Annotated in this window: 26 protein-coding genes and 2 pseudogenes; 17 read left to right on the top strand and 11 right to left on the bottom strand. The window is 64.1% G+C overall.

The window, feature by feature from the left end:
• The coding region (locus tag VIQ49_RS12735; RefSeq protein WP_331885067.1) for a TetR/AcrR family transcriptional regulator at positions 1 to 441 on the bottom strand (441 nt) is incomplete at its 3' end.
• 95 nt (positions 442 to 536) lie between these two features.
• Here VIQ49_RS12735 and VIQ49_RS12730 point away from each other — a divergent pair.
• Positions 537 to 1,022 (top strand): PaaI family thioesterase, encoded by a 486-nt coding sequence (locus VIQ49_RS12730; RefSeq protein ID WP_331885065.1) that lies wholly within the window; start codon positions 537 to 539, stop codon positions 1,020 to 1,022.
• Between the two features lie 48 nt (positions 1,023 to 1,070).
• Positions 1,071 to 2,453, top strand: coding sequence for a bifunctional phosphatase PAP2/diacylglycerol kinase family protein (locus VIQ49_RS12725; protein ID WP_331885063.1), 1,383 nt, complete (start codon positions 1,071 to 1,073; stop codon positions 2,451 to 2,453).
• A gap of 368 nt (positions 2,454 to 2,821) precedes the next feature.
• On the opposite strand, the gene VIQ49_RS12720 is transcribed toward VIQ49_RS12725, so the two are convergent.
• Complete coding sequence (locus tag VIQ49_RS12720; RefSeq protein WP_331885061.1) at positions 2,822 to 3,985, bottom strand: MalY/PatB family protein; 1,164 nt, start codon at positions 3,983 to 3,985, stop codon at positions 2,822 to 2,824.
• 80 nt (positions 3,986 to 4,065) lie between these two features.
• Here VIQ49_RS12720 and VIQ49_RS12715 point away from each other — a divergent pair, with 80 nt between their 5' ends.
• Both VIQ49_RS12715 and malQ read left to right on the top strand, forming a co-directional pair.
• Positions 4,066 to 4,458, top strand: a complete 393-nt coding sequence (locus VIQ49_RS12715) for a VOC family protein (protein ID WP_331885059.1) — start codon at positions 4,066 to 4,068, stop codon at positions 4,456 to 4,458.
• A 46-nt stretch (positions 4,459 to 4,504) separates the two neighbouring features.
• Positions 4,505 to 6,625, top strand: a complete 2,121-nt coding sequence (gene malQ / locus VIQ49_RS12710; RefSeq protein WP_331885071.1) for a 4-alpha-glucanotransferase — start codon at positions 4,505 to 4,507, stop codon at positions 6,623 to 6,625.
• A 14-nt stretch (positions 6,626 to 6,639) separates the two neighbouring features.
• Here malQ and VIQ49_RS12705 read toward each other — a convergent pair whose 3' ends face one another.
• Positions 6,640 to 7,473: an alpha/beta hydrolase gene (locus tag VIQ49_RS12705; protein WP_331885057.1), complete on the bottom strand. Its 834-nt coding sequence runs from the start codon at positions 7,471 to 7,473 to the stop codon at positions 6,640 to 6,642.
• 188 nt (positions 7,474 to 7,661) lie between these two features.
• Here VIQ49_RS12705 and VIQ49_RS12700 point away from each other — a divergent pair.
• A pseudogene (locus VIQ49_RS12700) lies at positions 7,662 to 7,778 on the top strand (NAD(P)-binding protein); the annotation flags it as partial.
• A gap of 82 nt (positions 7,779 to 7,860) precedes the next feature.
• On the opposite strand, the gene VIQ49_RS12695 reads toward VIQ49_RS12700, so the two are convergent.
• From VIQ49_RS12695 to VIQ49_RS12680, 4 genes are all read right to left on the bottom strand, one after another.
• A complete protein-coding gene (locus VIQ49_RS12695) occupies positions 7,861 to 8,244 on the bottom strand; it encodes a hypothetical protein (RefSeq protein WP_331885073.1) in 384 nt (127 codons plus the stop codon).
• Between the two features lie 22 nt (positions 8,245 to 8,266).
• Entirely contained in the window at positions 8,267 to 9,211 is a 945-nt protein-coding gene (locus tag VIQ49_RS12690) for an AraC family transcriptional regulator (protein WP_331885055.1), read from the bottom strand.
• Entirely contained in the window at positions 9,208 to 10,170 is a 963-nt protein-coding gene (locus tag VIQ49_RS12685) for a helix-turn-helix domain-containing protein (RefSeq protein WP_331885053.1), read from the bottom strand. The genes VIQ49_RS12690 and VIQ49_RS12685 overlap by 4 nt, the downstream gene beginning before the upstream one ends.
• Before the next feature lie 118 nt (positions 10,171 to 10,288).
• Positions 10,289 to 11,125, bottom strand: coding sequence for an alpha/beta hydrolase (locus VIQ49_RS12680; protein ID WP_331885051.1), 837 nt, complete (start codon positions 11,123 to 11,125; stop codon positions 10,289 to 10,291).
• Positions 11,126 to 11,363: 238 nt separating this feature from the next.
• On the opposite strand from VIQ49_RS12680, the gene VIQ49_RS12675 reads away from it, so the two are divergent.
• Positions 11,364 to 12,215, top strand: a complete 852-nt coding sequence (locus VIQ49_RS12675) for an alpha/beta hydrolase (protein WP_331885049.1) — start codon at positions 11,364 to 11,366, stop codon at positions 12,213 to 12,215.
• 2 nt (positions 12,216 to 12,217) lie between these two features.
• Here VIQ49_RS12675 and VIQ49_RS12670 read toward each other — a convergent pair whose 3' ends face one another.
• Positions 12,218 to 12,994, bottom strand: a complete 777-nt coding sequence (locus VIQ49_RS12670) for an SDR family oxidoreductase (RefSeq protein WP_331885047.1) — start codon at positions 12,992 to 12,994, stop codon at positions 12,218 to 12,220.
• A 769-nt stretch (positions 12,995 to 13,763) separates the two neighbouring features.
• Here VIQ49_RS12670 and VIQ49_RS12665 point away from each other — a divergent pair.
• The 4 genes from VIQ49_RS12665 to VIQ49_RS12650 all read left to right on the top strand — a co-directional run bounded on the left by VIQ49_RS12665 (position 13,764) and on the right by VIQ49_RS12650 (position 16,542).
• The gene (locus VIQ49_RS12665) at positions 13,764 to 14,171 is read left to right on the top strand and encodes a YciI family protein (protein ID WP_331885045.1); all 408 of its coding nucleotides are present in this window, start codon (positions 13,764 to 13,766) and stop codon (positions 14,169 to 14,171) included.
• A complete protein-coding gene (locus tag VIQ49_RS12660) occupies positions 14,168 to 15,319 on the top strand; it encodes an RNA polymerase sigma factor (protein ID WP_331885043.1) in 1,152 nt (383 codons plus the stop codon). Before VIQ49_RS12665 ends, VIQ49_RS12660 begins: the two co-directional genes overlap by 4 nt.
• A gap of 108 nt (positions 15,320 to 15,427) precedes the next feature.
• Complete coding sequence (locus tag VIQ49_RS12655; protein ID WP_331885041.1) at positions 15,428 to 16,033, top strand: acyl-CoA dehydrogenase family protein; 606 nt, start codon at positions 15,428 to 15,430, stop codon at positions 16,031 to 16,033.
• Positions 16,030 to 16,542 (top strand): pentapeptide repeat-containing protein, encoded by a 513-nt coding sequence (locus tag VIQ49_RS12650; protein ID WP_331885039.1) that lies wholly within the window; start codon positions 16,030 to 16,032, stop codon positions 16,540 to 16,542. The genes VIQ49_RS12655 and VIQ49_RS12650 overlap by 4 nt, the downstream gene beginning before the upstream one ends.
• A 550-nt stretch (positions 16,543 to 17,092) precedes the next feature.
• Here VIQ49_RS12650 and VIQ49_RS12645 read toward each other — a convergent pair.
• Both VIQ49_RS12645 and VIQ49_RS12640 read right to left on the bottom strand, forming a co-directional pair.
• Positions 17,093 to 18,022: a hypothetical protein gene (locus VIQ49_RS12645; protein WP_331885038.1), complete on the bottom strand. Its 930-nt coding sequence runs from the start codon at positions 18,020 to 18,022 to the stop codon at positions 17,093 to 17,095.
• A gap of 278 nt (positions 18,023 to 18,300) precedes the next feature.
• Positions 18,301 to 19,161, bottom strand: a complete 861-nt coding sequence (locus tag VIQ49_RS12640) for an aldo/keto reductase (protein ID WP_331885036.1) — start codon at positions 19,159 to 19,161, stop codon at positions 18,301 to 18,303.
• On the opposite strand from VIQ49_RS12640, the gene VIQ49_RS12635 reads away from it, so the two are divergent.
• On the top strand, positions 19,103 to 19,453 hold the full coding sequence (locus VIQ49_RS12635; RefSeq protein WP_331885034.1) for a hypothetical protein: 351 nt from the start codon (positions 19,103 to 19,105) through the stop codon (positions 19,451 to 19,453). The two genes, VIQ49_RS12640 and VIQ49_RS12635, sit on opposite strands and share 59 nt — an antisense overlap.
• Before the next feature lie 86 nt (positions 19,454 to 19,539).
• Positions 19,540 to 20,823, top strand: a complete 1,284-nt coding sequence (locus tag VIQ49_RS12630; RefSeq protein ID WP_331885032.1) for a lipase family protein — start codon at positions 19,540 to 19,542, stop codon at positions 20,821 to 20,823.
• A 131-nt stretch (positions 20,824 to 20,954) separates the two neighbouring features.
• Here the strand turns inward: VIQ49_RS12630 and VIQ49_RS12625 are convergent.
• Positions 20,955 to 21,028: pseudogene (locus VIQ49_RS12625) on the bottom strand (hemolysin III family protein); the annotation flags it as partial.
• 27 nt (positions 21,029 to 21,055) lie between these two features.
• Here VIQ49_RS12625 and VIQ49_RS12620 point away from each other — a divergent pair.
• From VIQ49_RS12620 to VIQ49_RS12600, 5 genes are all read left to right on the top strand, one after another.
• Entirely contained in the window at positions 21,056 to 21,313 is a 258-nt protein-coding gene (locus VIQ49_RS12620; RefSeq protein ID WP_331885030.1) for an SDR family oxidoreductase, read from the top strand.
• A gap of 160 nt (positions 21,314 to 21,473) precedes the next feature.
• Positions 21,474 to 21,665, top strand: coding sequence for a DUF1059 domain-containing protein (locus tag VIQ49_RS12615; protein ID WP_331885028.1), 192 nt, complete (start codon positions 21,474 to 21,476; stop codon positions 21,663 to 21,665).
• 78 nt (positions 21,666 to 21,743) lie between these two features.
• Positions 21,744 to 21,983, top strand: a complete 240-nt coding sequence (locus tag VIQ49_RS12610; protein ID WP_331885026.1) for a hypothetical protein — start codon at positions 21,744 to 21,746, stop codon at positions 21,981 to 21,983.
• Positions 21,980 to 22,354 carry a hypothetical protein gene (locus VIQ49_RS12605; protein ID WP_331885024.1) on the top strand — a complete coding sequence of 125 codons (375 nt, stop codon included), beginning with the start codon at positions 21,980 to 21,982 and terminating at the stop codon, positions 22,352 to 22,354. The genes VIQ49_RS12610 and VIQ49_RS12605 overlap by 4 nt, the downstream gene beginning before the upstream one ends.
• A 153-nt stretch (positions 22,355 to 22,507) precedes the next feature.
• Entirely contained in the window at positions 22,508 to 23,218 is a 711-nt protein-coding gene (locus tag VIQ49_RS12600) for a DUF6319 family protein (RefSeq protein WP_331885069.1), read from the top strand.
• The last annotated feature ends 128 nt before the right edge of the window (positions 23,219 to 23,346 follow it).

The raw sequence follows: 23,346 nt of genomic DNA, 5'->3' as shown, positions 1-23,346 counted from the left end.
CGCCAGCAATTCCCGCCACTTGTCGAACGCGACGTTGGCCGTGGCCGCGACCTCGGGTTCGTCCGGCGCAGACATCGCCGCGGCGACCACCGGACAGCCGAGTGCGAACTCCGAGTCGACAAGTTCTCGCTTCCACCATTTGATCAGTCCATCGATGGCCTCGGTCGGCGTCCGCGTGGCCGTCAGATGAGCGATGAATGACGTCATCTGTTCGCCGGCAGCCGTGGTGGCACTGGCGATGAGTTCAGATTTTCCGTCAGGAAAATGCTGGTAGATGGAGTTTCGTGCAGACCCGCTGCGCTTGAGCAGGTCCGCGACGCTGGTTGCGAACACTCCTCGTCGCCGAACCAGGTCGATGGCCGTGCTGACCAGACGCTCCCGCGGCCCTGACGTGCCGTCGAACTGCTGGATCGGATCGCCGGTCGATGTCTCGTCTCGCATGTTCGCCACCTTTGAATAGACCGGTCGGTCCACGAGGATGCTAGGCTCGCCCACATGGACCAATTGGTCTACCAACCTACCAGGAGGGAATGTCCATGACTGCCCAATCCGGACCGCCAGAAGCCGTGGCGTCGGCGAAGCCATCGCCGCTCATCGAGGAGATGACCGGGCTCGAGGTCCTTCGCCACTTCGCCTCACTGACGGACCAGCCCCCGAACATCGGCCAGTTGCTGGGGATGGAGCTCGAGAGCCTCGAAGAGGGCGCTGTCCGATTCAGTCTGGCGTCGCGCCCAGACATGACCAACCCCATCGGATCGCTCCACGGGGGTGTGTGCGCCACACTTCTCGACTCTGTGATGGGATGCGCAGTCCACACCACGCTTCCGCCCGGCGTGGGCTACGGAACCCTGGAGCTCAAGGTCAATTACATCCGATCAGTCCCCACTGATGGACGTCGAATCATCGGTCACGGCAACGTGATCCACGTCGGCCGCCGGACCGCAACGGCCGAGGGCAAGGTCTACGACGAGGCCGGCAAGCTGCTTGCCCACGCCACCACCACCTGCATCATCCACAGCTGAAAGGGCGATGGCGCAACCGGGACCGATTGCGGTACCTAGAATGCACTGGTGAGGCAAAGCAGCAGATCAACCGTCGTGCGTGATCCGCGTCGAGCCGAACCCGCACTGCGGTACCTGACCTTGTCGGCCAATCACGGCAAACTCTGGTTCACCGTCGCGGGCGTTCTCGCCGGTAGCGGAAAACGCTATCGCCGAGCGGGTCTGCGTGGCGTCGGCTCCCTGGCAGGAGCAAGTCTGCTGTCGAACGCGGTGCTCAAGCCGCTCTTCGACCGGGGGCGTCCGCCGGTGGATCCGCTGCTCCCGCCTCCACTGCGCCGGATGCCCTGGACATCGTCGTTTCCGAGCGGGCACAGCGCGTCGGCCGCTGCCTTCGCCGTGGGCGCGGCATTGGAGCGCCCACGGACGCTGTTCGTACTCGCACCGTTGGCCACCGCGGTTGCGTATTCGCGTGTCTACCTCGGCGTCCATCACAAGAGCGATGTTCTTGCCGGTGTGGCGGTCGGGGCCGGGGTCGCCTTGGCCGGCCATCATCTCTGGCCGGCGGTGCCGGCGGGCGCGGCCCGGACGGGACCTGGGACAGCGCCCGCACTACCCGACGGCGAGGGATTGACCGTGGTGGTCAACGGCCTTTCGGGTACTTCGAGCGGAGCCGAGGTCACCATTGCCAAGGCTCTGCCGCTGGCCCGGATCGTGCATTGGGATCTCGACAAACCGCTGGCTGATCAGATCGACCCCGATGCCCGCGCCCTGGCGGTGGCCGGCGGCGACGGCACAGTGGCCACCGTCGCGGAGTTGGCCCTGGTCCGCGGTATTCCGCTGGCGGTCTTCCCATCGGGGACGCTGAATCACTTCGCTCGTGCGCTCGACCTCGAAGCCTTCGCGGATACCGTTGCCGCGGTGGTCTCGGGCTCCGCCGGAACCGTCGACGTCGGACGGGTCAATGGGAAGGTCTTCCTCAACACCGCCGGCCTCGGTGTGTACCCGGGGATGGTACGACTCCGAAACCGCCTCGAACACCGGATCGGCAAGTGGCCCGCGGCCGCGTATTCGATGTACCGGACACTCAAGGGCGCCAAGCCGATCCGGCTCGACATCAACGGTGAAGAGCATCCGGTGTGGGCCGTCTTCGTCGGCAACGGGACCTACCTCCCGCGCGGTCTGAATCCCGCCACCCGGTCTGATCTCGCCGACGGCATCCTGGACCTGCAGTACCTCCGGGCGGACCGCCGATTCGGACGCACGACGGCCGTGATCGCATCCCTGTTCGGCACCGTGGAACGTAGCCGGGTGCTGGGTTCGGTCCAGTCGGATCGCATCGAGGTCCGTTCGCACTCCGGCCCCATCCTGTCCGCACATGACGGCGAGGTCGAGGATCCCGTGGACACGATCGTCCTGGAGCTCGAACCTCGCGCGCTCACGGTGTACCGCTGATCTATGGCGCCGATCCGGTCGCCATTGCTCCTCTGGCGACCAATTCGGCACCGAGGTCGCGACTCTAGATCACCTTCGGTTCGGGCGTTGGGGTCACCGGGTCCGGACCCGGTGGGCTGGGCACCGGATCCGGTGAGGGCAGCGGCGGTTCCGGCGCCGGCGTCGGCGGGGTCGGCGGCTCGGTACCCGGCTCGGGCCGAGGTGGCTCCGGGGCTGGTATAGGTTGTCCCACAGTCGAACTCCTCACATCAAGCGGCACGTGTGTGCCGGCCGGTTTCGACCGGAGCGCAGGGACAGGGTTCTGCATCACGTGCACTCCGACCTCCACCTTTACCACCTGCCCGGCGATCCGACGAGGAGCCGCGCTCCTACAGGCAGCTCCGCAGCCGACGGAATGCCTCGTCAAGGATCTCCTCACTGGTACCGAAGTTCAGTCGAACGTGGTGCTGCCCAGGGCCCCCGAAGCGCAACCCGGATTCGACCGCCACTTTTCCGTGCTCGAGGAAATGCGCCTGGGGGTCGTCGAGATCGAGTCGCGAGCAGTCGAGCCACGCGAGGTAGGTGGCTTCGGGGAGATGCCAACTGATGCCCGGTGTGGCACGGACGAACCCGTCGATCTGTTCGCGACGCCGATCGAGGGTCCCGATCAGTTGATCGAGCCAGACATCACCGTCCCGATAGGCAGCAACCGAGGCCAAGACGCCGAAGTGCCCGATCCGCCATCGGGTATCCGCCGGAAATCGTTCGACCAGGTCCGCCATCGGCCGACTGCCCGTGACAACCGTCGCGCACTTCAAGCCCGCCAGGTTCCACGCCTTACTCGCCGAGACAAGGCTGACTGCGACGTCCGCGGCACCGGGAATCGTCAGTATCGGCGTGAACTCGCCGCCGGTGAGAATCAGCGGAGCGTGGATCTCGTCGCTCACCAGCGTGACACCGTAGCGGGTGGCCAGGTGCACAAGCGCGGCGAGCTCTTCCCGATCGTGGACGCGCCCCACCGGGTTGTGCGGATTGCACAACACGTACGCGGCCGGCCGGTCGGCGAACGCGCGTTCCAGGGCCAGCAGATCCAGACGCCAGCCTTGCCCGGTCTGCACCAACGGGACCTCCCGCAGTTGGCCACCGACCTCGTCGATCCAGTGATAGAAGGGCGGGTACACCGGCGGGCTGATGACCACAGTGCCGCCACCCGATGCCAGAACGCGCAAGAGCTCGACCACCCCGACCCCGACATCCAGAACTGACGTGACCTGGCCCGGGTCGATCTGCCAGTTCCACCGGGCCGCCGCGAACTCCGAGAGTGATTCGGCCAGATCGGGAACCGGTGAGGCGTATCCGGTATCGGAACGCTCGATCGCTTCGGAGAGGGCCGCCGCGATCGGATCGGCCAGCGCGAAATCCGTCTCGGCGATCGGTAGCGGGAGTACGTCGTCGGGAAAGATCGACCATTTGGTGCTGCGACGCATCCTCAGCACCGGCAGCGGATCGACCGTGAGGTCGGTCAACCGACTCGACTCGGGGTGTGTGCCCATCCCACCGGTCTACCTCATGCCCCCACGCGCCATCTCCGAACCTGCCCGGGGATGACCGATTCGTCCGGTAGACAAGACACATGGACGTTCTCAGTGGCCGAATCATCCTGCGCCCCGCTGACCCTGACACGACGCTGGAGTTCTATCGAGATCAGCTCGGACTCGCCATCGCCCGGGAGTATCCGGGAGGAACGGTCTTCTTCGGCGGTAGCACCCTGATCGAGGTCGCCGCCCATATGGCCGCCGGCGCCGGGCCCAGTACGTCCGTGCTGTGGCTTCAGGTACGCGACATCGCGGCCACCCAGTCGGAGCTGGAGGGCCGCGGGGTCCAGATCGTCCGGGAGGCCCGCACCGAACCATGGGGACTCGTGGAGATGCACATCGCCGATCCCGACGGCACGTCCATCATCCTGGTGCAGGTACCCGCAGATCACCCTTTGCGTAAGGATGTGCGAACACCGAACCAACCGTGAGTTGCTCGGCCAGCGCGACCTGCCGAAACCTGGCAGCATCGTGATCGTGGGCTACGTCGAGCAGCTGAGAGACCTCGCCGAACGCTGTGGAGTCGCCACGGCCTACGAGGGGTGGGACAAGTTACCCCACGACGTCTCGGTCGAGACCCTTCAACACATCCTCGCAGCACTCGGTGTTCCGGCTTCGTCGCCGGAGGAGGTCGATCAGGCCGGGACAGATCTTGAAGTCGGTCCGTGGCGCCGCACACTCCCACCGGTTGTGGTGGTCATCGAGGGCGCCGAGGCCACCATCGCGGTCCATGTGCCACACGGCGACGCGGTACGAGTGTGGGTGGAGACCGAAGACGGTGACCGGATCGAGGCCCCTCAACTCGATGTCTGGGTGGATCCGAAGGAGATCGACGGACAACTCGTCGGCCGCGCCACCTTCGCCGTTCCGTCGGGGCTGCCGACAGGCTGGCATACCTTCCACGCTGCCCTCGGCGACGACCCCGAGGGGCTCTCGATCGCGCAGTGCACCCTCGTCGTGACGCCGGCGCGACTGACGACGGCCGACAGGTTGTCCGATGGTCAGCGGTGGGGGCTTGCGGCCCAGCTCTATTCGGTGCGGTCGCGGCGTTCGTGGGGGATCGGCGATCTGTCAGATCTCGCCGACATCGCCCATGTCGCAGGTTCGGTCCACGGCGCCGACTACGTCCTGGTCAATCCGCTGCACGCAGCCGAGCCGCAGCCGCCGATGGAGAGGTCGCCGTACCTGCCCACCTCCAGACGCTTTGTGAATCCCATCTACATCCACATCGAGGACATACCGGAAGCGTCGATGCTCGCCGATGAGGCGCACCACCAGATGCGGGCATTCGCCTCCAAGCTCGCGAAGCTGAACACCGATCCCCACCGGATCCGGCGCAACTCGGTGTATCGGGCAAAACTGAAGATCCTCGAGTCGGTCTTCCGGGTACCGCTGAGTCCGCGGCGCCGCGGCCGGTTCGACAAGTATCTGGCCGAGGAGGGCCAGGGGCTGCTGGAGTTCGCGACGTGGTGCGCGCTGATCGAGAAGTACGGTGCCGCCAGCCCGAAATGGCGAAAGTCGTTGCGCGACCCCGAAGGTGTGGCCCATCTACGGATCAAACTCGCCGACCGAATCGCGTTCTACAGCTGGCTGCAGTGGATCTGTGACGAACAGCTGGCCACGGCCCAGCAGGTTGCGCTCGACGCAGGTATGGACATCGGCATCATCCACGATCTGGCGGTCGGGGTGCAGCAGGGTGGTGCGGACGCCTGGGCCCTCGGTGATGCGTTGACCACCGGTGTCTCGGTGGGCGCGCCGCCGGATGCTTTCAATCAGCAAGGGCAGCTGTGGAATCAGCCGCCATGGCATCCGTGGCGCCTCGCCGAGGAGGGCTACCTTCCGTACCGCGACATGCTCCGGACGATCCTGAGACGCGCCGGTGGTCTGCGAATCGATCACATCCTGGGCCTGTTTCGGCTCTGGTGGATTCCGGCCGGCGAATCACCGGCATCCGGTACCTATGTGCGCTTCGATCACGAGGCCCTGATCGGGATCCTGGTGCTCGAGGCGCAACGCGCCGGAGCCGTGGTCATCGGTGAAGACCTCGGGGTGTTCGAACCGATGGTGCAGGACTATCTCAGCGCTCGAGGCATTCTCGGGACATCGATCCTGTGGTTCGAGCACGGAGATTACGCGCCGATTCCGCCCGAGTCGTACCGGCGATTGTGTTTGACGTCGGTCAACACCCACGACTTGCCCCCCACCGCGGGATACCTTGCAGGAGAACATATTCGACTACGCGCAGAACTCGGACTGCTCGAACAGGACGAGGAGATCGAACGTGCGGTCGATGCGCGCGATCGGGACGCCATCATCCAGATGGCCCGCGACCGGGGGCTGATCGCCGACGACGGCGACACCGAGGCCGTGGTCGACGGACTGCACGCTCTCATCGCGCGCAGTCCGTCCATACTCCTCGGTGTCGCACTGGTCGATGCGGTGGGTGAGCGCCGGATCCAGAATCAACCCGGCACCGACGAAAGCCAGTATTCCAATTGGTCGATCCCACTGGCCGACGGTGACGAGAAGCCGGTCCTGGTCGAAGATCTCGCCGACAACAAGCGATTCGTCCGGCTCGTGCGCGCGCTCGGCCGGTGATCCACCCGCCGCGCTTACGCGGTGGCGGCTGGCGGTGCCGCGTTCTTGAGCGCCCATTCGAGTGCGTAGTCGGCCACTGCCTCCCAGCCGGGCTCGGCGCACGTCCAGTGTGATCGACCCTCGAACTCGTGGAAATCAGTCACGGCCGCCGACTTGTGATAGTGCTTCGCGTTGGACTTGTTCACCGACGCGGGCATGATGTGGTCGGCGCCACCGGCGATGAACAGGAGCGGCGCACGATCGTCCTTGCTGTAGTCGACCCAGGTCTCCTGATGACCCGGTTTGAAGTTCGCGATGAGACCGTACGCCCAGACCCAATTGCCAGGCGCAGCAATGTGATATCGGTCGTAGACCTTCTTCGATTCCTCTGCCGACAGTGTGTTGGTGAAGGCGTAGTGGAACTCTTCTGGAGAGAATCCGACCGCCTTGTGACGATTCCCCGGATTCTTCAGGATCGGGAACAGGGATTTGATCTGCGACGGCGGGTTCACCCGAACGCCTTCGGTGGGCGCGGAGTCCACCACCACCGCCGCGGCACCGAGGCCACGGGCCACCAACAACTGGGTGAGGGTGCCGCCAAACGAGTGACCGATGAGGATTGGGGGTGTGGCAACCGATTCGATCACTGCCGCAAGGTGATCCACGGTGTCGGGCACGGTGAGATCGGCGATGATCTCCGGGTTCTCACGTAGAGCTTCCACCTCGATCTCGAATCCCGGATATCCCGGGGTCAGCACCGTGTAGCCCTGGGACTGGTAGTGCGTCACCCAGCCTTCCCAACTACGTGGGGTCATCCAGAGTCCATGGATCAGGACGATCGTGTCCGGGGTTGCTGCAGAACTGGTCATGGCGTGGTCCTTTCTCGCAGATACCAAGCGTGGCGCTGAGTCGGTCGTATGCCCGATTTCAGAGAATTTAGTGGTCGGGACGCCCGCGGAACGGCGTGCAGCGTGCACAGTTCTGTTCTGAAAGCGCATCGGGATACGCGTGTGCTCAGTCATGCGCAGGATGCTCTTCTCCCACGCATTGTGGGGTCATCGGTGGGGGATTGGCCGGATTGGCATCGACGATGTGGCTTTCGGAGGCGGGGAATCGAGTGACACTGCTGGAACGACGGGGGTCTCTCGGCGGCCGTACGATCGCGATGCCCTTGGAGGTGCATGGACCGCGCGGTCTCGGGAGCCATCCGCACGTCGAGCAGCAGGGCGATCAAGGCGGGCCAGCCCCTTGTCAGGTCATGGACAGACTCGATCGCGTCGTCCGGTGTTTCCGGCGCGCCGCGCCGGACGAGTTCGGTCACCTGTTCCCGGGTGAGCGCGAGATCGGAGAATTTCGTGCGCCCGGGGCAGGGGAGTCTGGGTGTCGATCACCACCAAGTCGCCGCCCGGCCGCGACAGCACGTCGATGGCCGTTCGTATGTCTCCTGGGGCCACGATCTCGATCAGGATGTGATCGAATCCCCGTGACCCCAACCAGGATCGGATGGCTGTGCTCTTGCCGGCACCCGCCGGTGCGATCATGGCCGCAAGTGCCGCATCGGCGAGCAGGTCGAGTCGGTCCCAGGCCCTCGTTTGCCGCAGTTCACGCTCAGGCGCGCATACGCGCCGCAAAGCCGTCACGCCGTTCACCCTAGAGGGTCACCTATTTGGTGACACCGACTTTGCCGACACCGACGGTTGCCTGGTGACGGCGCCGCCATCCCGAGGGCGTGACCCCGTATGCCGCACGGAATCGCTGGGTGAAATGTGTGGCGTGGGTGAATCCGTGCTTCTGGGCGATCGCGGCGATGCTCAGGTGCTGGTGAGTCAGCAACGAGGTCCGGGCTTGTCCGAGACGCCGGGACGCTATATGGCCGGTGAGACTGCCGTGTTCGGCCGGCCAGATCTTGTAGAGCTGGCGAACGGAGATGTTGTGCGCCGCGGAGATCGTGTCGGCGCCGAGATCGTGGTGGTCGATGTGCTCATCGATGTAGCGCTCGATCCGGGTGACCAGATCGCCCGCTGCCCGGACAGATCGAACATCGTCTGCCGAGCTGATCAACAGGGACCGGACGAGACCGATCGTGACCATACCCAGGTTGCCGAACATCTGCGGGCTGGTGGTGGTGAGGTTGCCGAGGTGCTGGAGATGATGCAGCACAAGGGGATACATCGGCAGACCGGGATGTAGATTCTCGAGACCCCGGCGCACGGTCTCCACGGACAGCGTCAGCCTGGCGTGCATGATGTGGACGGCGACCGCAGATCCGCCGCCGTGCCCCCGGAAATCGAAAGCCGTCGACTGGTCGACACCGAGAAGGGTGCGACCATCGCTGGGCCGCTCGGCAAGACGTCCACCTCGCAGGAGTGACCAATCGCCGGGATCGACGGCAGCGAGGGTGAGCAGCCGAGCGGACGGGTCACTGCGCCGGGTGCGCGGGCAGGACACCGCCAGCGCCTGATATCGGACATTCATGAGCCAACAACCGTCGGCCAGGACCCACGTGTCGACGGCGGTACGGCCGCGACCGCGATGTGTTTCCGTGATCACGAGGGCGGGATCCACCCCGGGACGGGGCGCAGTCGGCAGTCGGGCCGAAGATCTCATCGGCTTCTGTCCTCGTGGGCCGCGATGTCTCGCCATGCGCGGGGAGTGACGCCGTACATCTCCCGAAAGCGGCGCGTGAAATACGACGGATTACTGAATCCCCAGCGCCGGGCAATGGTCGCAATCGGGACGCCTTGCGTCTCCGGTCGCGTGAGTTCGTCGCGGCTGCCTTCGAGGCGACTGGTGATGATCCACTGTTCGAGGCTGAAATCGGCATCTTCGCAGAGCCGGAAGAGTTTCCGGGTGGAGATGTCGTGGGCACGCGCGATTCGGTCAGGCGACAGCGATGTGTCCGACAGGTGCTGTCGGATGTACCCGCGTATTCGTGGCAGCAGGACTTCGGCCATCATCCCGCGGGCGTAATCCGCGTTGTACGCCGACGCGAGGAGAGCCCGGGCGAGGTCGATCGTGGCGCCGTCGACGTCGCGGGCCGCCGGCGTGTTGGTGAGTGAGTCTCCGGCGGCGGCGAGGTCGGCGATATGCGAACTGATCAATGCGTACAGCGGACTCGCCGGTAGCCGGGATGATGCCCTGGCGATCACTTCATGTGCGAGTCCGAGTTCCTCGATCGGGACGTACAGGGCCTGCGAAGCACCCGGGCCGTCCCAGCCGAACGAATAGGGCGCGTTCATGTCCATGACCATCAGTTCACCGGGACACACTTCACGCTGAACACCGAACTGATCGTGCCGGCCTACGCTCCGCCGCTGCCTGGCCACCGCGAGCATGTCCGAGGGACTGGCCCGAATCTGTTTTGAGGTGCGGCTCAACGTGATTCCGGTGATATGCGCCTGAAAGACGCTTGTCCGCCCGATCGCGGAGGCCTCGAGAACGGCATCCGTGGCCGTCGGATTTCCGATCGCAACGTCCTGGGGCCAACTCTGATCCAAGAAGACCGACTTCAGCGCATCCGCGCGCTCATGCGCGGAAAGCTGGGCAGAGTGAAACATGACAGCCATGCGTCACCTCGTCCGCTCGATACTGCCGAAAACCACGGGCACCACCTCGGTGAACCGACAACTGGAAACACGCTACGCCGATTCCCCTCATCCCGCGCCCCGAGTGGGCACGGAATGTTCACGGCGCGACGTAGGCATCCAGAAAGGCCAGCAGGTCGTTGTTGAGAGTCGATTTGTGCGTGTCGGTGATTCCGTGCGGCGCACCAGAATAGACCTTGAGTTCGGCATCCTTGATCCGTTCGGCCGACGCCTTGCCGCCGACTTCGAACGGGACCACCTGGTCGTCGTCTCCGTGGATGACCAGGGTCGGCACATCGAAGGTGTCGAGGTCCTCGCGGAAGTCGGTGGCCGAGAATGCGGCGATGCTCTCGTAGGCATTGCGGGCGCCGGATTGAAGTCCTTGGCGCCAGAACGCGTCACGCATACCTTGAGACGGGTTCTGGCCGGGGCGGTTGTTACCGAAGAACGGTCCGTCCGCCAGATCGCGATATGTCTGCGAGCGATCGGCCAACGACGCGGCCCGGATCCCGTCGAACACCTCGGCCGGCACGCCCCCGGGGTTGTCCGCGGTCTTGAGCATGAACGGCGGCACCGCCGACACGAGCACGATCTGAGCGATTCTGCTCGTTCCGCGACGGCCGACGAAACGGGACACCTCGCCACCACCGGTCGAGAAACCGATCAGCGTGATCTGCTGGAGGTCGAGGAACTCGATGAGCCCGGCGAGATCGTCTGCATAGGTGTTCATTTCGTTGCCCTCCCATGTCTGGCTTGAACGGCCATGCCCACGCCGATCATGGGCTATGACGCGGTACCCGTTGGACGCCAAGAACAACTGCTGGGCCTCCCAGCTGTCCGAACTCAGCGGCCATCCATGACTCAGGATCACCGGCCGGCCGGAACCCCAGTCCTTGTAGTAGATCTCCGTGCCATCGAGAGCGGTGTACGTCGCCATGATTCGTCCTTCGCAGTAGTCAGACGTCGAAGACAGATGTCCTGCCGGAGAACAACATAGGATCGCGTCGGCACGCGGATCTGAAGGTGTGTGCACGGTTATGTACTGAGCGAGCACTGACGTCACCGTCCCTGCCGCGGGTGCGCTGTGAGAACAGGGAAGTGCACTCACATTCAGTTCACCCGGTGCGATCACCTCTATGTTGACTCCATCCGAGTCTCGACGAGAGGGATCGATCATGCTGTCCACGAGTGCCCAGATGAGTCCCACGCGGCCGGCGCCGCGTTTTCGAGTGGTGGCGGTGATCGCCCTGTTCATCGCGGCCTTGTGCTTCTCGGCGGTTCCCGCCAATGCCCAGCCCTCAGCCAAACCGACGATTGTCCTGGTTCACGGGGCGTTCGCCGATTCCTCGGGCTGGCGGGACGTGGCCGCGACTCTGACCGCGGAAGGCTATCCGGTTCAGACGTTCGACAATCCGCTGCGTGGACCGGCCCATGATTCCGCCCAACTCGAGAAACAACTCACCACCATCAGCGGACCGATCGTGCTCGTCGGACACTCCTACGGCGGCGCCGTCATCACCAACACCCATGATCCCGACGTGGTCGCCAACGTGTACATCGCTGCGTTCGCACCCGCCCGCGGAGAGTTCGTCCAGGGTCTCCTCAACCCGATCACCTATCCCGGTAGCCGGCTGCTCCCGCCGGCCCTGCAACTCAAGGTTGTCGAAGACGAGACCGGGCTCGGGGGATACAACGTCGACGGATACATCGCGGAGCAGTATTTCCATGAGATCTTCGCGCAAGATGTCGACGCCGTCACCGCCGCCGACATGTTCGCCCATCAGAAGTCCGCTGCGCTGGTGGCCAACCTCGAACCGTCCGGTGACCCGTCATGGGCGAAGGTCCCCAGCTGGTACCTCGTCTCCCAGCAGGACCAGGTGATTCCGCCGGCTCTGCAGCGCTTCATGGCATCCCGCGCAGCAGCGGGCCACGTCACCGAAGTCGACGCCTCGCATGCCTCCCTGGTGTCCAGGCCCGGCGAGGTCGCGGCGACCATCCTGACCGCCGCCACCGCGACCCAGGCCTGAGGCTAGAGAACGCTGCGACCGCCGTCGACGTGGATGAGCTGTCCATGAACCATCGCCGCGTCGTCGCCTGCCAGAAACGCCACGACCGCTGCGACTTCGGCGGTCGTGGCGGGACGACCCAGGGGTGATTTCGCGGCAATCTTGTCGAGGAGGGGACCAAGAACTCGTTCGGTTCCCTCCGTCCGTGTCGGACCGGGGGCAACCGTGTTGACCCGCACACCGCTGGGACCGAATTCGACCGCCCAGTCCCTGGTCAGCTGGTTCAGCGCCGCTTTGCTGGAACCATAGATGCCCGTCGATGAACTCCCGAAGCTCGCGACCATCGTGCTCACGTTGACGACCACACCGGACCCACGTTCGATCATGGACGGAACGATCTGACCGACAAGGAAATACGGCGCTTTGACATTGACCGCATACAGCGCGTCGAAATCGTACTGTGTGCCCTCGGGTGTCGATCCGTAGACCGCGATGCCGGCGTTGTTGACGAGAACATCGACATGCCCTTTCACCGCAAGGGCCTCGCCGGCCAGCGCGATGGCCGATTCGGCGTCGGCCAGATCCGCTTTGATGAACTCGGCTTGTCCACCGGCGGATGCGATCGCCTCGACCACCGCATGGCCACGATCGGGGTCGCGGCCTGACACGATCACAAACGCGCCATCGGCCGCGAGCCTGGCGGCGATGGCCTTTCCGATTCCACTCGTCGCCCCGGTGACGAGGGCCACCCGTCCGGTGAGCTCCGGCATCTCGTACTCCCATTCTTCCGAAAGCGCCATGGTAGCGAGAAAAAACAGTGGCGCACCGCAATTCGCTCATCGAGCAGGAGGGCACGCACCCATCGCGCGTGGCTATGAGTCGCGGTCGTCGAGCCAGGCCAGGGTTGCTTCGGCTATCTCTTCCCAGCCGTCTTCGATGGTCAGCGAATGCCCGTGGCCCTCGAAATCCTGGTAGTCGGTCACCGAACCGCTGTCCGAATACAGTGCGTGTACCTGACGGGCCTGGTCGGCTGTGCGGACATACGGGTTCCGTTCGGTCCTGGGAATTGGTCACAGCGTATGGATCCGTCCGGTCAGGTGTCACCGCCAGCGCGTAGGCAACCCTCCGGGCCAGTGATTTGTTGCGTTGTGCCGCTTTGAATCTGTCGTCGACTTCGAGAACACGGGTGGCACCTGCAACCCGGCGTTCAGCTTCCGCAACCGACTCGGGAATCGGTACTTCCACGGGGAGGCCGAAGATGTCGACAATCGTCACGATGCGGTCGGAGCACAATGAGACGTTGAGAAGCTCGACGACACACGCCACCACCGCCGGTGGGGGCCGCCGCCGAATTGATCCTCGATCTGACCTTCACCAGCTGTCATCTGCGCCGCGACCTGAATCCCGGCAGCAGGGCCCCGGATCGAGAAAACCTGATCGCGTCGATCGGTAGCATCTACTTGCCCAAAAAACTCAGGCGAAGAAGATCGGTATGTCGAGAACGAGGTGGTGGCTCCGTCCCAGGGTCAGAGCGGACACCAGAAGCCGCGATGACGAAGGAGAAACGCCATGAAATACCTACTGCTGAAGCACTACCGAGGCGGTCCGGCCCCCGTGGGCGGTTGGACCACGATGGACCAGTGGACGCCGGACGAAGTGGACGCGCACATACAGTTCATGCGCGATTTTGCGGATCGACTAGAGGGCACAGGCGAATTCGTCGACGGTCAAGCCCTCGCGCCAGAAGGGACGTTCGTGCGGTACGACGGTGAAGGCCGCCCACCGGTGACCGACGGCCCCTTCGCGGAGACCAAGGACCTCATCGCCGGGTGGATGATCATCGACGTCGAGTCCTGGGATCGCGCGGTGGAACTGGCGGGGGAGCTGTCGGCAGCACCCGGTGCCGGCGGCAAGCCCATTCACGAGTGGCTGGAGGTTCGGCCATTCCTCACCGAGCCACCCACAGTGACCGAGTGAACGAGTCTCTGCTGCGGGAACTCGTGCCCGCGGTGATCGGTGTCCTCGTCCGTCGCGGAGCAGATTTCGCGTCGGCCGAGGACGCCGTGCAAGAAGCCCTGATCCGAGCCCTGGAAATCTGGCCCGACGATCCACCCCGCGATCCGAAAGGATGGCTCGTGTCGGTCGCGTGGCGCAGATTCCTCGACTCGATTCGCTCCGAGACGTCGCGGCGGGGGAGAGAACTCGCGGTGGAGGTCGAACCCCGACCCGGGCCGGCACCCGCTATCGACGACACACTGCACCTCTACTTCCTGTGCGCGCATCCCACGTTGTCGCCGCCATCGGCGGTCGCGTTGACACTGCGCGCTGTGGGTGGTTTGACCACTCGGCAGATCGCAACGGCGCATCTCATACCCGAGGCGACCATGGCGCAGCGAATCAGCCGCGCCAAGAAGAAGATTGCCGGCCTGCCGCTCGACCGGCCCGGCGACCTCGGCACCGTCCTGCGGGTCCTCTATCTTGTCTTCAACGAGGGATATGGCGGAGAAGTCGATCTCGCAGCCGAGGCGATCCGCCTCACCCGTCAACTCATCACCCTGACCGACGAACCGGAGGCCGCCGGGCTACTCGCACTGATGCTGTTGCATCACGCCCGACGCGAGTCTCGGACCGGCCCGGGCGGTCAGCTGGTCCCGCTCGCGAAGCAAGACCGATCACGGTGGGACACAGTCCTGATCGCAGAGGGTGTCGCCATTCTTCAGGCCGCGCTGATCCGGGATCGGCTGGGTGAATACCAGGCACAGGCTGCCATTGCCGCCCTCCACGCGGATGCCCGCAGTACCACCGAGACCGACTGGGTCCAGATCGTGGAGTGGTACGACGAACTGCTGCTCATCACCGACAGCCCAGTGATCCGCCTCAACCGCGCTGTGGCGGTGGGTGAGGCCGACGGACCACAGGCCGGACTGGCGGCCCTGTCAGGTCTCGACCCCGATCTTCCCCGCCGTAGCGCGGCGGCGGCCTACCTCCATGAGCGAGCCGGCGATCTCCCCCAGGCGGCCGATCTCTACACCCAGGCATCCCACAGCGCCACCAACGTTCCCGAACGCGACCATCTCACTCGCGAGGCCGCTCGGGTCAGGCAGCTCCTCCGTCATCAGCCGTGATGGACCCTGACTCTGCACAAGTCCGTATGTCTTGAACGTCCGCAGATGGTGCAATCAGGCTGACCGACGAACACAGACGAGCTTGACGGACCGAATGCGGGAGCCGAGATGAGTATTGCCCCGACCACCGAACACATCGAGTTGTCTTCGGTGGTAGAAGATTTCACGAACGGGCGCAAACTCCGAGCCGAATCCCAGGCACTACTCGACGCGCCCGAGGATCGACTCCCGAGGTTTTGGCGCGAGATGGCCGAGGTCGGCTGGCTCGGACTCCATCTCCCCGAGGAGTACGGCGGGTCCGGCTGCGGGATCCCCGAGCTCGTCGTGGTAGTCGCCGAGTTGGGACGCGCAATCGCCCCGCGGCCCATCCTGCCGACCGTGATCGGGTCACCCATCATCGCCCGAAGTGACGCCGATGAGACCAAGTCCGCCCTCCTCCCGCAACTCGCCGACGGCACCATCACGGCCGGGATCGGCATCGCGCCCGGTCTCTCCTTCGACGGCGTGCGCGTTTCCGGTGATGCCGGCTGGTTCTCGGCGCACCGGTGGCCGACGTGCTGGTACTCATCACCGGTGACGATGTCCTCCTCGACCACAGCCGCATACCTGCCAAATCGTTCTGGAACAAGCACCGCAGATCTGCCGTCGAGGGCGGCGATAATTGAGCCACATGGGACGCCACAGGCCTCCCGCGTACGAGGTTTCCTGAAATGACGTACATCCCGATCGGGTTGCTCGCCGATGGGCATCCCCGCCGCTGGAATTCGTGGCGAGAAAACCATCGTGGCCAGCCGATTGAGCTCGACGGAGTCAATCTGTCCGGCACGTCCCTGATCGGCGCAGATCTGTCCGCCGTCAATCTGGTGCGGGCCAGCCTGGCAGACGCCGACCTCACCGACGTCGACTTCTACCGAGCGTATCTGCCCGGTATCGACCTCACCGGCGCGGCGATGAGCGAATCGGTCTGCGATGGAACAGATTTCACCAATGCCAACCTCACCGCCGCCGACCTTCGCGGCGCCAACCTCACGAATGCCGATCTCACCTGGGCCAACCTGAGCCACACTGACTTCACCGGCGCCAACCTCTCCGGCGCCGATCTGACCGGCACCACCCTTGACGGTGCCATCCTCACAAGCGCCAACCTGGACGGCGCGAACCTGACCCACGCCGGCACCACACACCAATCTGTCCGGCGCGTTGATGACGCGGGCGATCGGTAGATCCGACCCGGTACCGCAACCACTTCTGCTCCCCGATGATGTCCTGGCGGCCACACGGCTCGAGATCGCCTTGGGGTCGACAACATCACCGGCCGGGCTGACCGCCGCAGTATCTGCGTGCACCATGCTGTGCAGTCTGGCCGCGACGCCGGGCAGCGACGCAGATGCTGGTGGGCACATCGACGTGGTCGGCCTCCGTTTTCAGGGCGCCTCACTGTTGATCGATCTCGTGGAGCGAACCTCAGCACCTGGGGTAGCGACGTCCGGACCAACCGGGCCGGGGGGAGTGTCGGTTATCTCCTCGGTACCATCGCCGGCGTCGATGAAGTGGACACCACCAGAAATGGCGCGGATCCGATAGCGATCCATCACTTCGACATCCAGGCCCTGACGATCGAGGACCTGCAGGAGCGGATCAGGGTCGGCACGCCTACGACTTCTGGAGTTCAGAAGCCCTCGCCGAGGCGGTCGACCACATCAGCCGCTGTTCGAATACGGTGCCACCACTGAAACTGTCACCCGCATAACGTAGGGCTGATACTGACGGATTCTATGAACCACCACCCGAAGATCCACCGCCAGACGAACCGGATGAACCACCACCCGAGGAACCTCCACCCGACGAACCCGACGAGCCACCTCCCGACGAGATCTTTTCGAGGAACTCGACCGCAACCCGGTACTGAGGTTCTCCGCAGTTCGGGCATTCCTCGCCCCCGCCGGGGATATTGAGCCAGTATCCGGTGGCACCGGCGTCCATTGCGGCGTCATAGACCGTGAGCATGTCGTCCGCCGTGACCCGTCGACCGTTTGGGTTGGTGCTGACGCCTGCCAGAACCGGCGCACCGGGCGGGTTGACGGCGTACGCAGCCTTCACAGCGGCGCTGACGAACGAGGTCGCATACTCGGTCGCCTCTGTGCGCTGCGCCTGGATTTCGAAGCCGTCGGCGATCGCGGCACCCGGTGTGATCAATCGGTCGATGAATTCTTGATAGAGCGCATCCCCGGTCAGCCCTGGTTCGAGCACGTTCATCAGATCAATCGCCGGCGCGAAGATCACGCTCTTGCCGTACTGATGGGCGACATTTGTTGCGTGACGTAATGCGGCAATCGGATCTCGTTGCTCGTATTCCGGCGTCAACGACGATCCCTCCAGATCCAGTAGGAGCCAGTGCATCGAATCGGGGACCTCGCCGGACCTCAGCGCGCGGGCCACTTCAGTGGAACTGCGGTAGTGAAAGGTCGGTGTGCCGTCCGGCAAAGAGCTGTTCGTATAGACGTGTTTCACCAGGAGCAGCGTCGATGGGTTGTTGGCCTCGTCGAGCAGCGATTGCGACAACCCGGCCTCGACCAGCCCGGGCACGGAGCCGGATACGACGATCCGGTGCGGCACGGGCACGGCACTGATCAGTGGGGCGGCTTGCGCGCCCGCCCAGGTCGCATTCACAACCACGGCAGCGGTGAGGGTGAGCGCAGCCATGATCAGACGTCGCTTTCGAACCACCTCAAACCCCTAACGTCCGAAAGGCCAGGCTTCGGACGAAGGTGCGCACTTTCGCACGGCTGCGATTTCGAATCTAATACAGGCTTGACGGAGATATTGTAATTTTCCGGGTTATCTGTTTTGTTTTCCGGTTCATCCTTGCGGCAATCGCTTCTCACGCGCTGGCATTGCTCGACAATCAAAAGATGATTAACAAAAAACACTGGGCAATACAGACGCGGGCGGTCGCGTCAGCGGGGGATATTTCCAGGTCTTCAGGACGCGACCGCGTTCTCGAGACTCTCCAAGTCGGTTTCGCCGAGTTCGAGTCGTGCAGCGGCAACGTTGGCGCGAAGGTGACCAACGCTGGTGGTTCCCGGCAGGGGAATGACCGTCGCCCCGCTGAGTCGACCCCGGTGGTGGACCCAGGCCAGAGCGATCTGAGCGGGCGTGGCCTCTGCGGAGGACGCGATCTCACAGAGGGCTCTCGCCAGTGCATCGTCTCTTGAGTTCGTGAGGCTGCCGTGGCCCAGCGGCGAGTGCGCGACGAGAGCGATTCCGAGTTCGACGAGCGTGGGGATGAACGATTCGACGTCGCGGTGCGTCAGCGACCATTGTTGCTGCACTGCGGCAATGGGATGCACCGCGTGTGCGCGTCGGATGTCGTCTACGGTGACGTTGGACAGCCCCAGAGCCCTGATCTTCCCCGCGTCACGAAGTTCGGCCATTGCTCCGACGGTCTCTTCGATTGGCGTGTCGTCGCTGCGGTGATGGAGGTAGTAAAGGTCGAGGTGGTCGACGTCGAGTCGTTGCAGAGATCCCTCGATCGCGGTCCGAACCGTTGCCGGGTCGGCGCGAATGCTCCAGTCATCCGAACGACCCGATGAGCCCCAGTAGACGCCGAACTTGCTGCACAGAGTCACTCGGTCACGGTTGACGCCCAGCGCTCGCCCAACAATCTGCTCGTTTCCATACATCTCCGCGGTGTCCATCATCGTCACCCCGGCGTCGATTGCGGCCACGATCAGCCCAGCGGGATCGCGGTCGTCATCGCCCCACCCGTCGTCGGAGAGATGCATGAGGCCAAGTGCCTGGCCGGGCAGGTCCTCAAGTGTCCACATCGTCGCAGCGGTCATGGGTGACAACTCTAAAACCTCAACCGCACTCGAGGTCAAGGACAGATCACGGAAGCCGTCGCGCAGAGCGAAAGGGTGCGTTGGAGTCGTGGTCGACGAGCTCGGCATTCGTTCGGCTGCAAAGCTGTTCGATGTGGGCGGCGCTTCGGCAACCAAGCAGGAGTTCAATCTCGACCGCCATTGGCGAAACATCCGGACTCTCGCGTCCCATAATCCGACAAATTACAAGGCCCGGACCATCGGCGACCATTACGCCAACAACACCGAACTGCCCAACAACGGGTATTTCTGAGCCGGTCGGCAGCTTGCACCCAAATTTTCAATCCGCCCGACATGTACGGGCGCCCACGAATGCTGGGTCGGTGCTTAAATGACACCATGCCAATTGCTGGTCGGGCCATCGCCCTGCGCGTCGTCTCCGCATTTGTTCTTTTCCTCGCCACCTTGATTGTGGCTTCGGCGCCTGCCGCACAAGCTGAACCCGGTCCCGGGTCGCCACTGCCGTCGGCAGATCCGTTCTACTCGTACGACGGGTCGCTGACCGACATCGCACCCGGCGCAATCCTGCGGACCCGGCCGATGACCTTCCAAACACCCACCATCACAACGCCCATCACCGGCACCCAGGTGCTCTATCGCACTACCGATCAATTCGGTGCAGGCGCTGTCACTGTTGCCACAGTCCTGCGTCCTCTGGTGCCCGGACCCACCAAGCTCATCTCGTACCACATGGCGTATGACGCCCTCGGATCCCAGTGCGATCCTTCGTACGTTCTGAGTGGTGGTTCCACCAGCACCATCGCCGAGGCCGAACAGGTAGTGATCGCAGGCTATCTCGCTGCCGGATACACCGTGGTCGCGCCCGATTACGAGGGTGAGCAACTCGAATGGACCATTGGCCGGCAGTCCGGCTACGCGGCGCTCGACGGGATCCGCGCCGCCGAAACCTTCCTTTCGGTGCCGTCATCGACCCCGGTGGGGCTGCTCGGCTACTCGGGCGGTTCGGTTCCGACACAGTGGGGTGCGGAGATCGCGCCGGAGTACGCACCCGAACTGAACATCGTCGGTGTAGCGGCCGGCGGGCTACCAGTCGACCTCGCTCACAATCTCCCGTACGTCAGCGGAAGTGCGCAGTGGGCAGGCGTCATCCCGGCACTCGTCGTCGCCTACCAGCGCACCTACGACATCGACACCAGCACGTTCCTGTCCGCGGAGGGCCAGCAGGTCACCGAGGCCGTGAGCTCGCTGTGTATCGCTGAGTTCGCCTCGGATTACCCCGGTTTGACCGATGCCGACATGGTCAAGGCGCCGTACACGTCTTTGCTCGACGTGCCGCAGGTGGTGGACGCCATCAACGACAACATCATGGGCAGCCAGGGCACACCCGAGGCCCCGATGTTCCTGGCGGTCGGCCATGCCAACGCCATCGGCGACACCGTCATGGTCACCGGCGATGTTCAGGCCCTTGCCCACGAGTACTGCCGTCGCGGCGTCGACGTCACCTACGCGCAGTACAACGGACTGACCCATCAAGAGGCGTTCCCGCCATTCGAGGCCCAAGCATTGCCATACCTCACCGAACGGTTCAGCGGACTACCGACTCACAGCAACTGTGCGACCATCCCCGCCGGCAACAGCCTGGCGCCTGCGACTGTGCAGTGATCACCCACAACTCGCACGGTGACGTTCTGAGGTAGTGGGGAGCGCGGTGGTGCAGGATGCTGGCAGCCAACTACCACCACCGGCAACATCGCCCAACCGAGTAGCAGGTACAAAGGCACTCCAACCCATCAAGGAGCAGCCGGCCATATCACCTTGAGTGCCACACCCATAGCGCTCCTGACCAGACGACTGCAAGCACGGAGCGGCGAAAGCCGCCGTAGCCGCGTGGAATGTGGACCTCGCACGTCAACTCGGACCTCGCGGCATCACCGCGAACGCCGTGGCACCCGGTTACATCGCCGAAACCGAGTTCTTCCGAGATGCACTCATCGATGACAGAAAGGCCGGCCTGATCGACGCCGCGATCACCAAGAGAGCCGGAGCTCCCGACGACATCGCCGGCATGGTCGAGTTGCTGGCATCACCCAATGCGCGACAGATCACCGCACAGACATTCGTCGTCAATGGTGGCGAATGGACCAGCAGATAAACGAACCGCAAGGCGGCGAAGGCAGCCCACCGGCCGGGGCCTCCGACGACGGCGAGGTTGTCTTATCGGCGCACGCGGCGTTCACTTGAAGGGGCCCTGATCACCGCTTCCCGACGACGCTTCGAGACGCGGTCACAACAGTCTAGGAGGCCCGCCCATCATGCGCTACGTAGTGGATTGCCGCAATCAACCGAGCGAGAACAACTGCACGCTGACGATTGCCGGTGAACGAGAGGAGGTGCTCAAAGCCGCTGTGGAACACGCCATCTCGTCACATGGTCACACCGATTCGGACGAACTTCGCTCGGGCATCGAGAGCTCACTTGAGCCTGACGCGGCCGCCGCGCCTTAGCTTCGGCACCGACCACAAGTCGAGCACTTTCGAATCGTGTGCCGCATGGACCAACACGACCGTTGGTAGTTTTGCCCTGTGCTGATTTGGATCAACGGTGCCTTCGGCGTGGGCAAGACGCAGACCGCTCATGAGCTCCATCGGCGTCTGCGGGATTCACACGTAGCCGACCCCGAGCTCCTCGGTTTCGCCATGCACAAGATGCTTCCACCTGAACAGCGTGGAGACTTTCAAGACCTGCCTCAGTGGCGGTCCGGAATCACAGAGACACTGTCCCAGGCCGAGCTCGCAGCCGAACATCCCGTGATCGTCCGATGACTGTGGTCAACCTCGACTACTTTGACGAGATCACCGGAGGGCTGGCACGCCGGGGAATCGACGTCCGGCACTTCTCCCTGACGGCTTCTGTCGATGTGATCCACGATCGCCTACGGGCACGGATTGCATATGCGCTCGGCCGTGCCGTTGGCGTCGACGAAACCTGGGCGATGCAGCAGACCGACCGGTGCGTCACAGCTCTTCGCGATGATCGCTTTGCCACCCACATTCCCACCGACGAGCGTTCTGTCGATGAGGTCGTGGAGCACATAGCTTCAGATGCCGGCCTCGAACTCGTGCGCCCACGTCTGAATCGTGTCCGGTACCAGCTGCGACGGGTCTCAGTGGGAATCCGGCACATTCGCGTCTAGAACCGCGTCGGGCAGCTCTCGGGTAAACCAATGCACGGAAAGGGGAGCGGTACTGGTCCTTGCAATGCTCCTCCCGTGACAGAGACGTACGCCTCAGTCGACAACTGGTCGGTACTGCGCCGGCCCGTGCCTTATTCGCACGCATGTGCGAACATAGTTGGCGTGAACTCGCGTACGAAGACCGGATTGACTGCCGACGACTTGGAATCGCTGTCCGCGGCGCTTGCCGCAGGCAAGCGGGTCACTGTCTACCTCCGCGACCCGATGCCGTCACTGGATCTCGCTGCCGGCGCCTCGGCGCGCGTGGTGTCCGTCGACGGGACAACGGTGACGGTCAGCCCGAAAGGTGTCAACGACCAATTGCCGTTCGAGGCGGATGAACTGCAGAAGACTCGGGTACCAGCACGTTCCACGACTCCGGCGCGTCAGCGTCCAGTGAAGGCGACGCCCACACCACCAGTTGCAACGAGGCCATCGAGAATCGTTGCGACGCCGTCGACGCCGGCACCGGAGCCTGTCACCCCACAACCAGTGGAACAGAAAGCCGCTCCGTCAAAATCGCCGCGGCGCGCCAAGACTTCCACCGCGGCGGTCAGTGTCACGATCACGTCGGTGAGCGAGAACGCCTGGACGGTGTCGTTGTCGCACGGCAGCAAGAGGCAGGGGAAGCCCGCCGAGGTCACCTCGGATCGGGTGGCGCGAGCGATGCGCATGCTCGGTGACGACGCCGCGATCACGGCAGTCGACGCGGTGATCGAGTCTGCGAGGGCGGCTGCCCAGAAGAGAATCGACGAGCTCAGCCATGAGCTGGAAGCTGCGCGAGCAGTACTGGCACATCTCGACGTGCAGGCCCCAGGCATCTGACGCCAGGTTCCGCTGTCCGCGAAACAATGGCCTGCCGAACATCACCGACGCTCCCGTCTCACCGGCGAAGGCGAGCCACGGTGGACGCGATGGTCGCTGCCAGCTCCTCGCAGGCCTCCTCTCGGGAC

The organism is Williamsia sp. (assembly GCF_036566845.1).
In the GTDB taxonomy this organism is placed as follows: Bacteria; Actinomycetota; Actinomycetes; order Mycobacteriales; family Mycobacteriaceae; genus Williamsia.
The sequence above is the reverse complement of the archived record's forward strand: the minus strand, read 5'-3'. Positions and strand labels throughout refer to the sequence as shown.

Bases quoted from the DNA above. Each gene is read 5' to 3' on its own strand.
- VIQ49_RS12730 (WP_331885065.1), top strand. From the start codon at position 537: ATGACTGCCCAATCCGGACCGCCAGAAGCCGTGGCGTCGGCGAAGCCA.
- VIQ49_RS12720 (WP_331885061.1), bottom strand. From the start codon at position 3,985: ATGGGCACACACCCCGAGTCGAGTCGGTTGACCGACCTCACGGTCGAT.
- VIQ49_RS12715 (WP_331885059.1), top strand. From the start codon at position 4,066: ATGGACGTTCTCAGTGGCCGAATCATCCTGCGCCCCGCTGACCCTGAC.
- VIQ49_RS12705 (WP_331885057.1), bottom strand. From the start codon at position 7,473: ATGACCAGTTCTGCAGCAACCCCGGACACGATCGTCCTGATCCATGGA.
- VIQ49_RS12690 (WP_331885055.1), bottom strand. From the start codon at position 9,211: ATGAGATCTTCGGCCCGACTGCCGACTGCGCCCCGTCCCGGGGTGGAT.
- VIQ49_RS12685 (WP_331885053.1), bottom strand. From the start codon at position 10,170: ATGGCTGTCATGTTTCACTCTGCCCAGCTTTCCGCGCATGAGCGCGCG.
- VIQ49_RS12680 (WP_331885051.1), bottom strand. From the start codon at position 11,125: ATGGCGACGTACACCGCTCTCGATGGCACGGAGATCTACTACAAGGAC.
- VIQ49_RS12675 (WP_331885049.1), top strand. From the start codon at position 11,364: ATGCTGTCCACGAGTGCCCAGATGAGTCCCACGCGGCCGGCGCCGCGT.
- VIQ49_RS12670 (WP_331885047.1), bottom strand. From the start codon at position 12,994: ATGGCGCTTTCGGAAGAATGGGAGTACGAGATGCCGGAGCTCACCGGA.
- VIQ49_RS12665 (WP_331885045.1), top strand. From the start codon at position 13,764: ATGAAATACCTACTGCTGAAGCACTACCGAGGCGGTCCGGCCCCCGTG.
- VIQ49_RS12655 (WP_331885041.1), top strand. From the start codon at position 15,428: ATGAGTATTGCCCCGACCACCGAACACATCGAGTTGTCTTCGGTGGTA.
- VIQ49_RS12650 (WP_331885039.1), top strand. From the start codon at position 16,030: ATGACGTACATCCCGATCGGGTTGCTCGCCGATGGGCATCCCCGCCGC.
- VIQ49_RS12645 (WP_331885038.1), bottom strand. From the start codon at position 18,022: ATGGCTGCGCTCACCCTCACCGCTGCCGTGGTTGTGAATGCGACCTGG.
- VIQ49_RS12635 (WP_331885034.1), top strand. From the start codon at position 19,103: ATGAGGCCAAGTGCCTGGCCGGGCAGGTCCTCAAGTGTCCACATCGTC.
- VIQ49_RS12640 (WP_331885036.1), bottom strand. From the start codon at position 19,161: ATGACCGCTGCGACGATGTGGACACTTGAGGACCTGCCCGGCCAGGCA.
- VIQ49_RS12630 (WP_331885032.1), top strand. From the start codon at position 19,540: ATGCCAATTGCTGGTCGGGCCATCGCCCTGCGCGTCGTCTCCGCATTT.
- VIQ49_RS12615 (WP_331885028.1), top strand. From the start codon at position 21,474: ATGCGCTACGTAGTGGATTGCCGCAATCAACCGAGCGAGAACAACTGC.
- VIQ49_RS12605 (WP_331885024.1), top strand. From the start codon at position 21,980: ATGACTGTGGTCAACCTCGACTACTTTGACGAGATCACCGGAGGGCTG.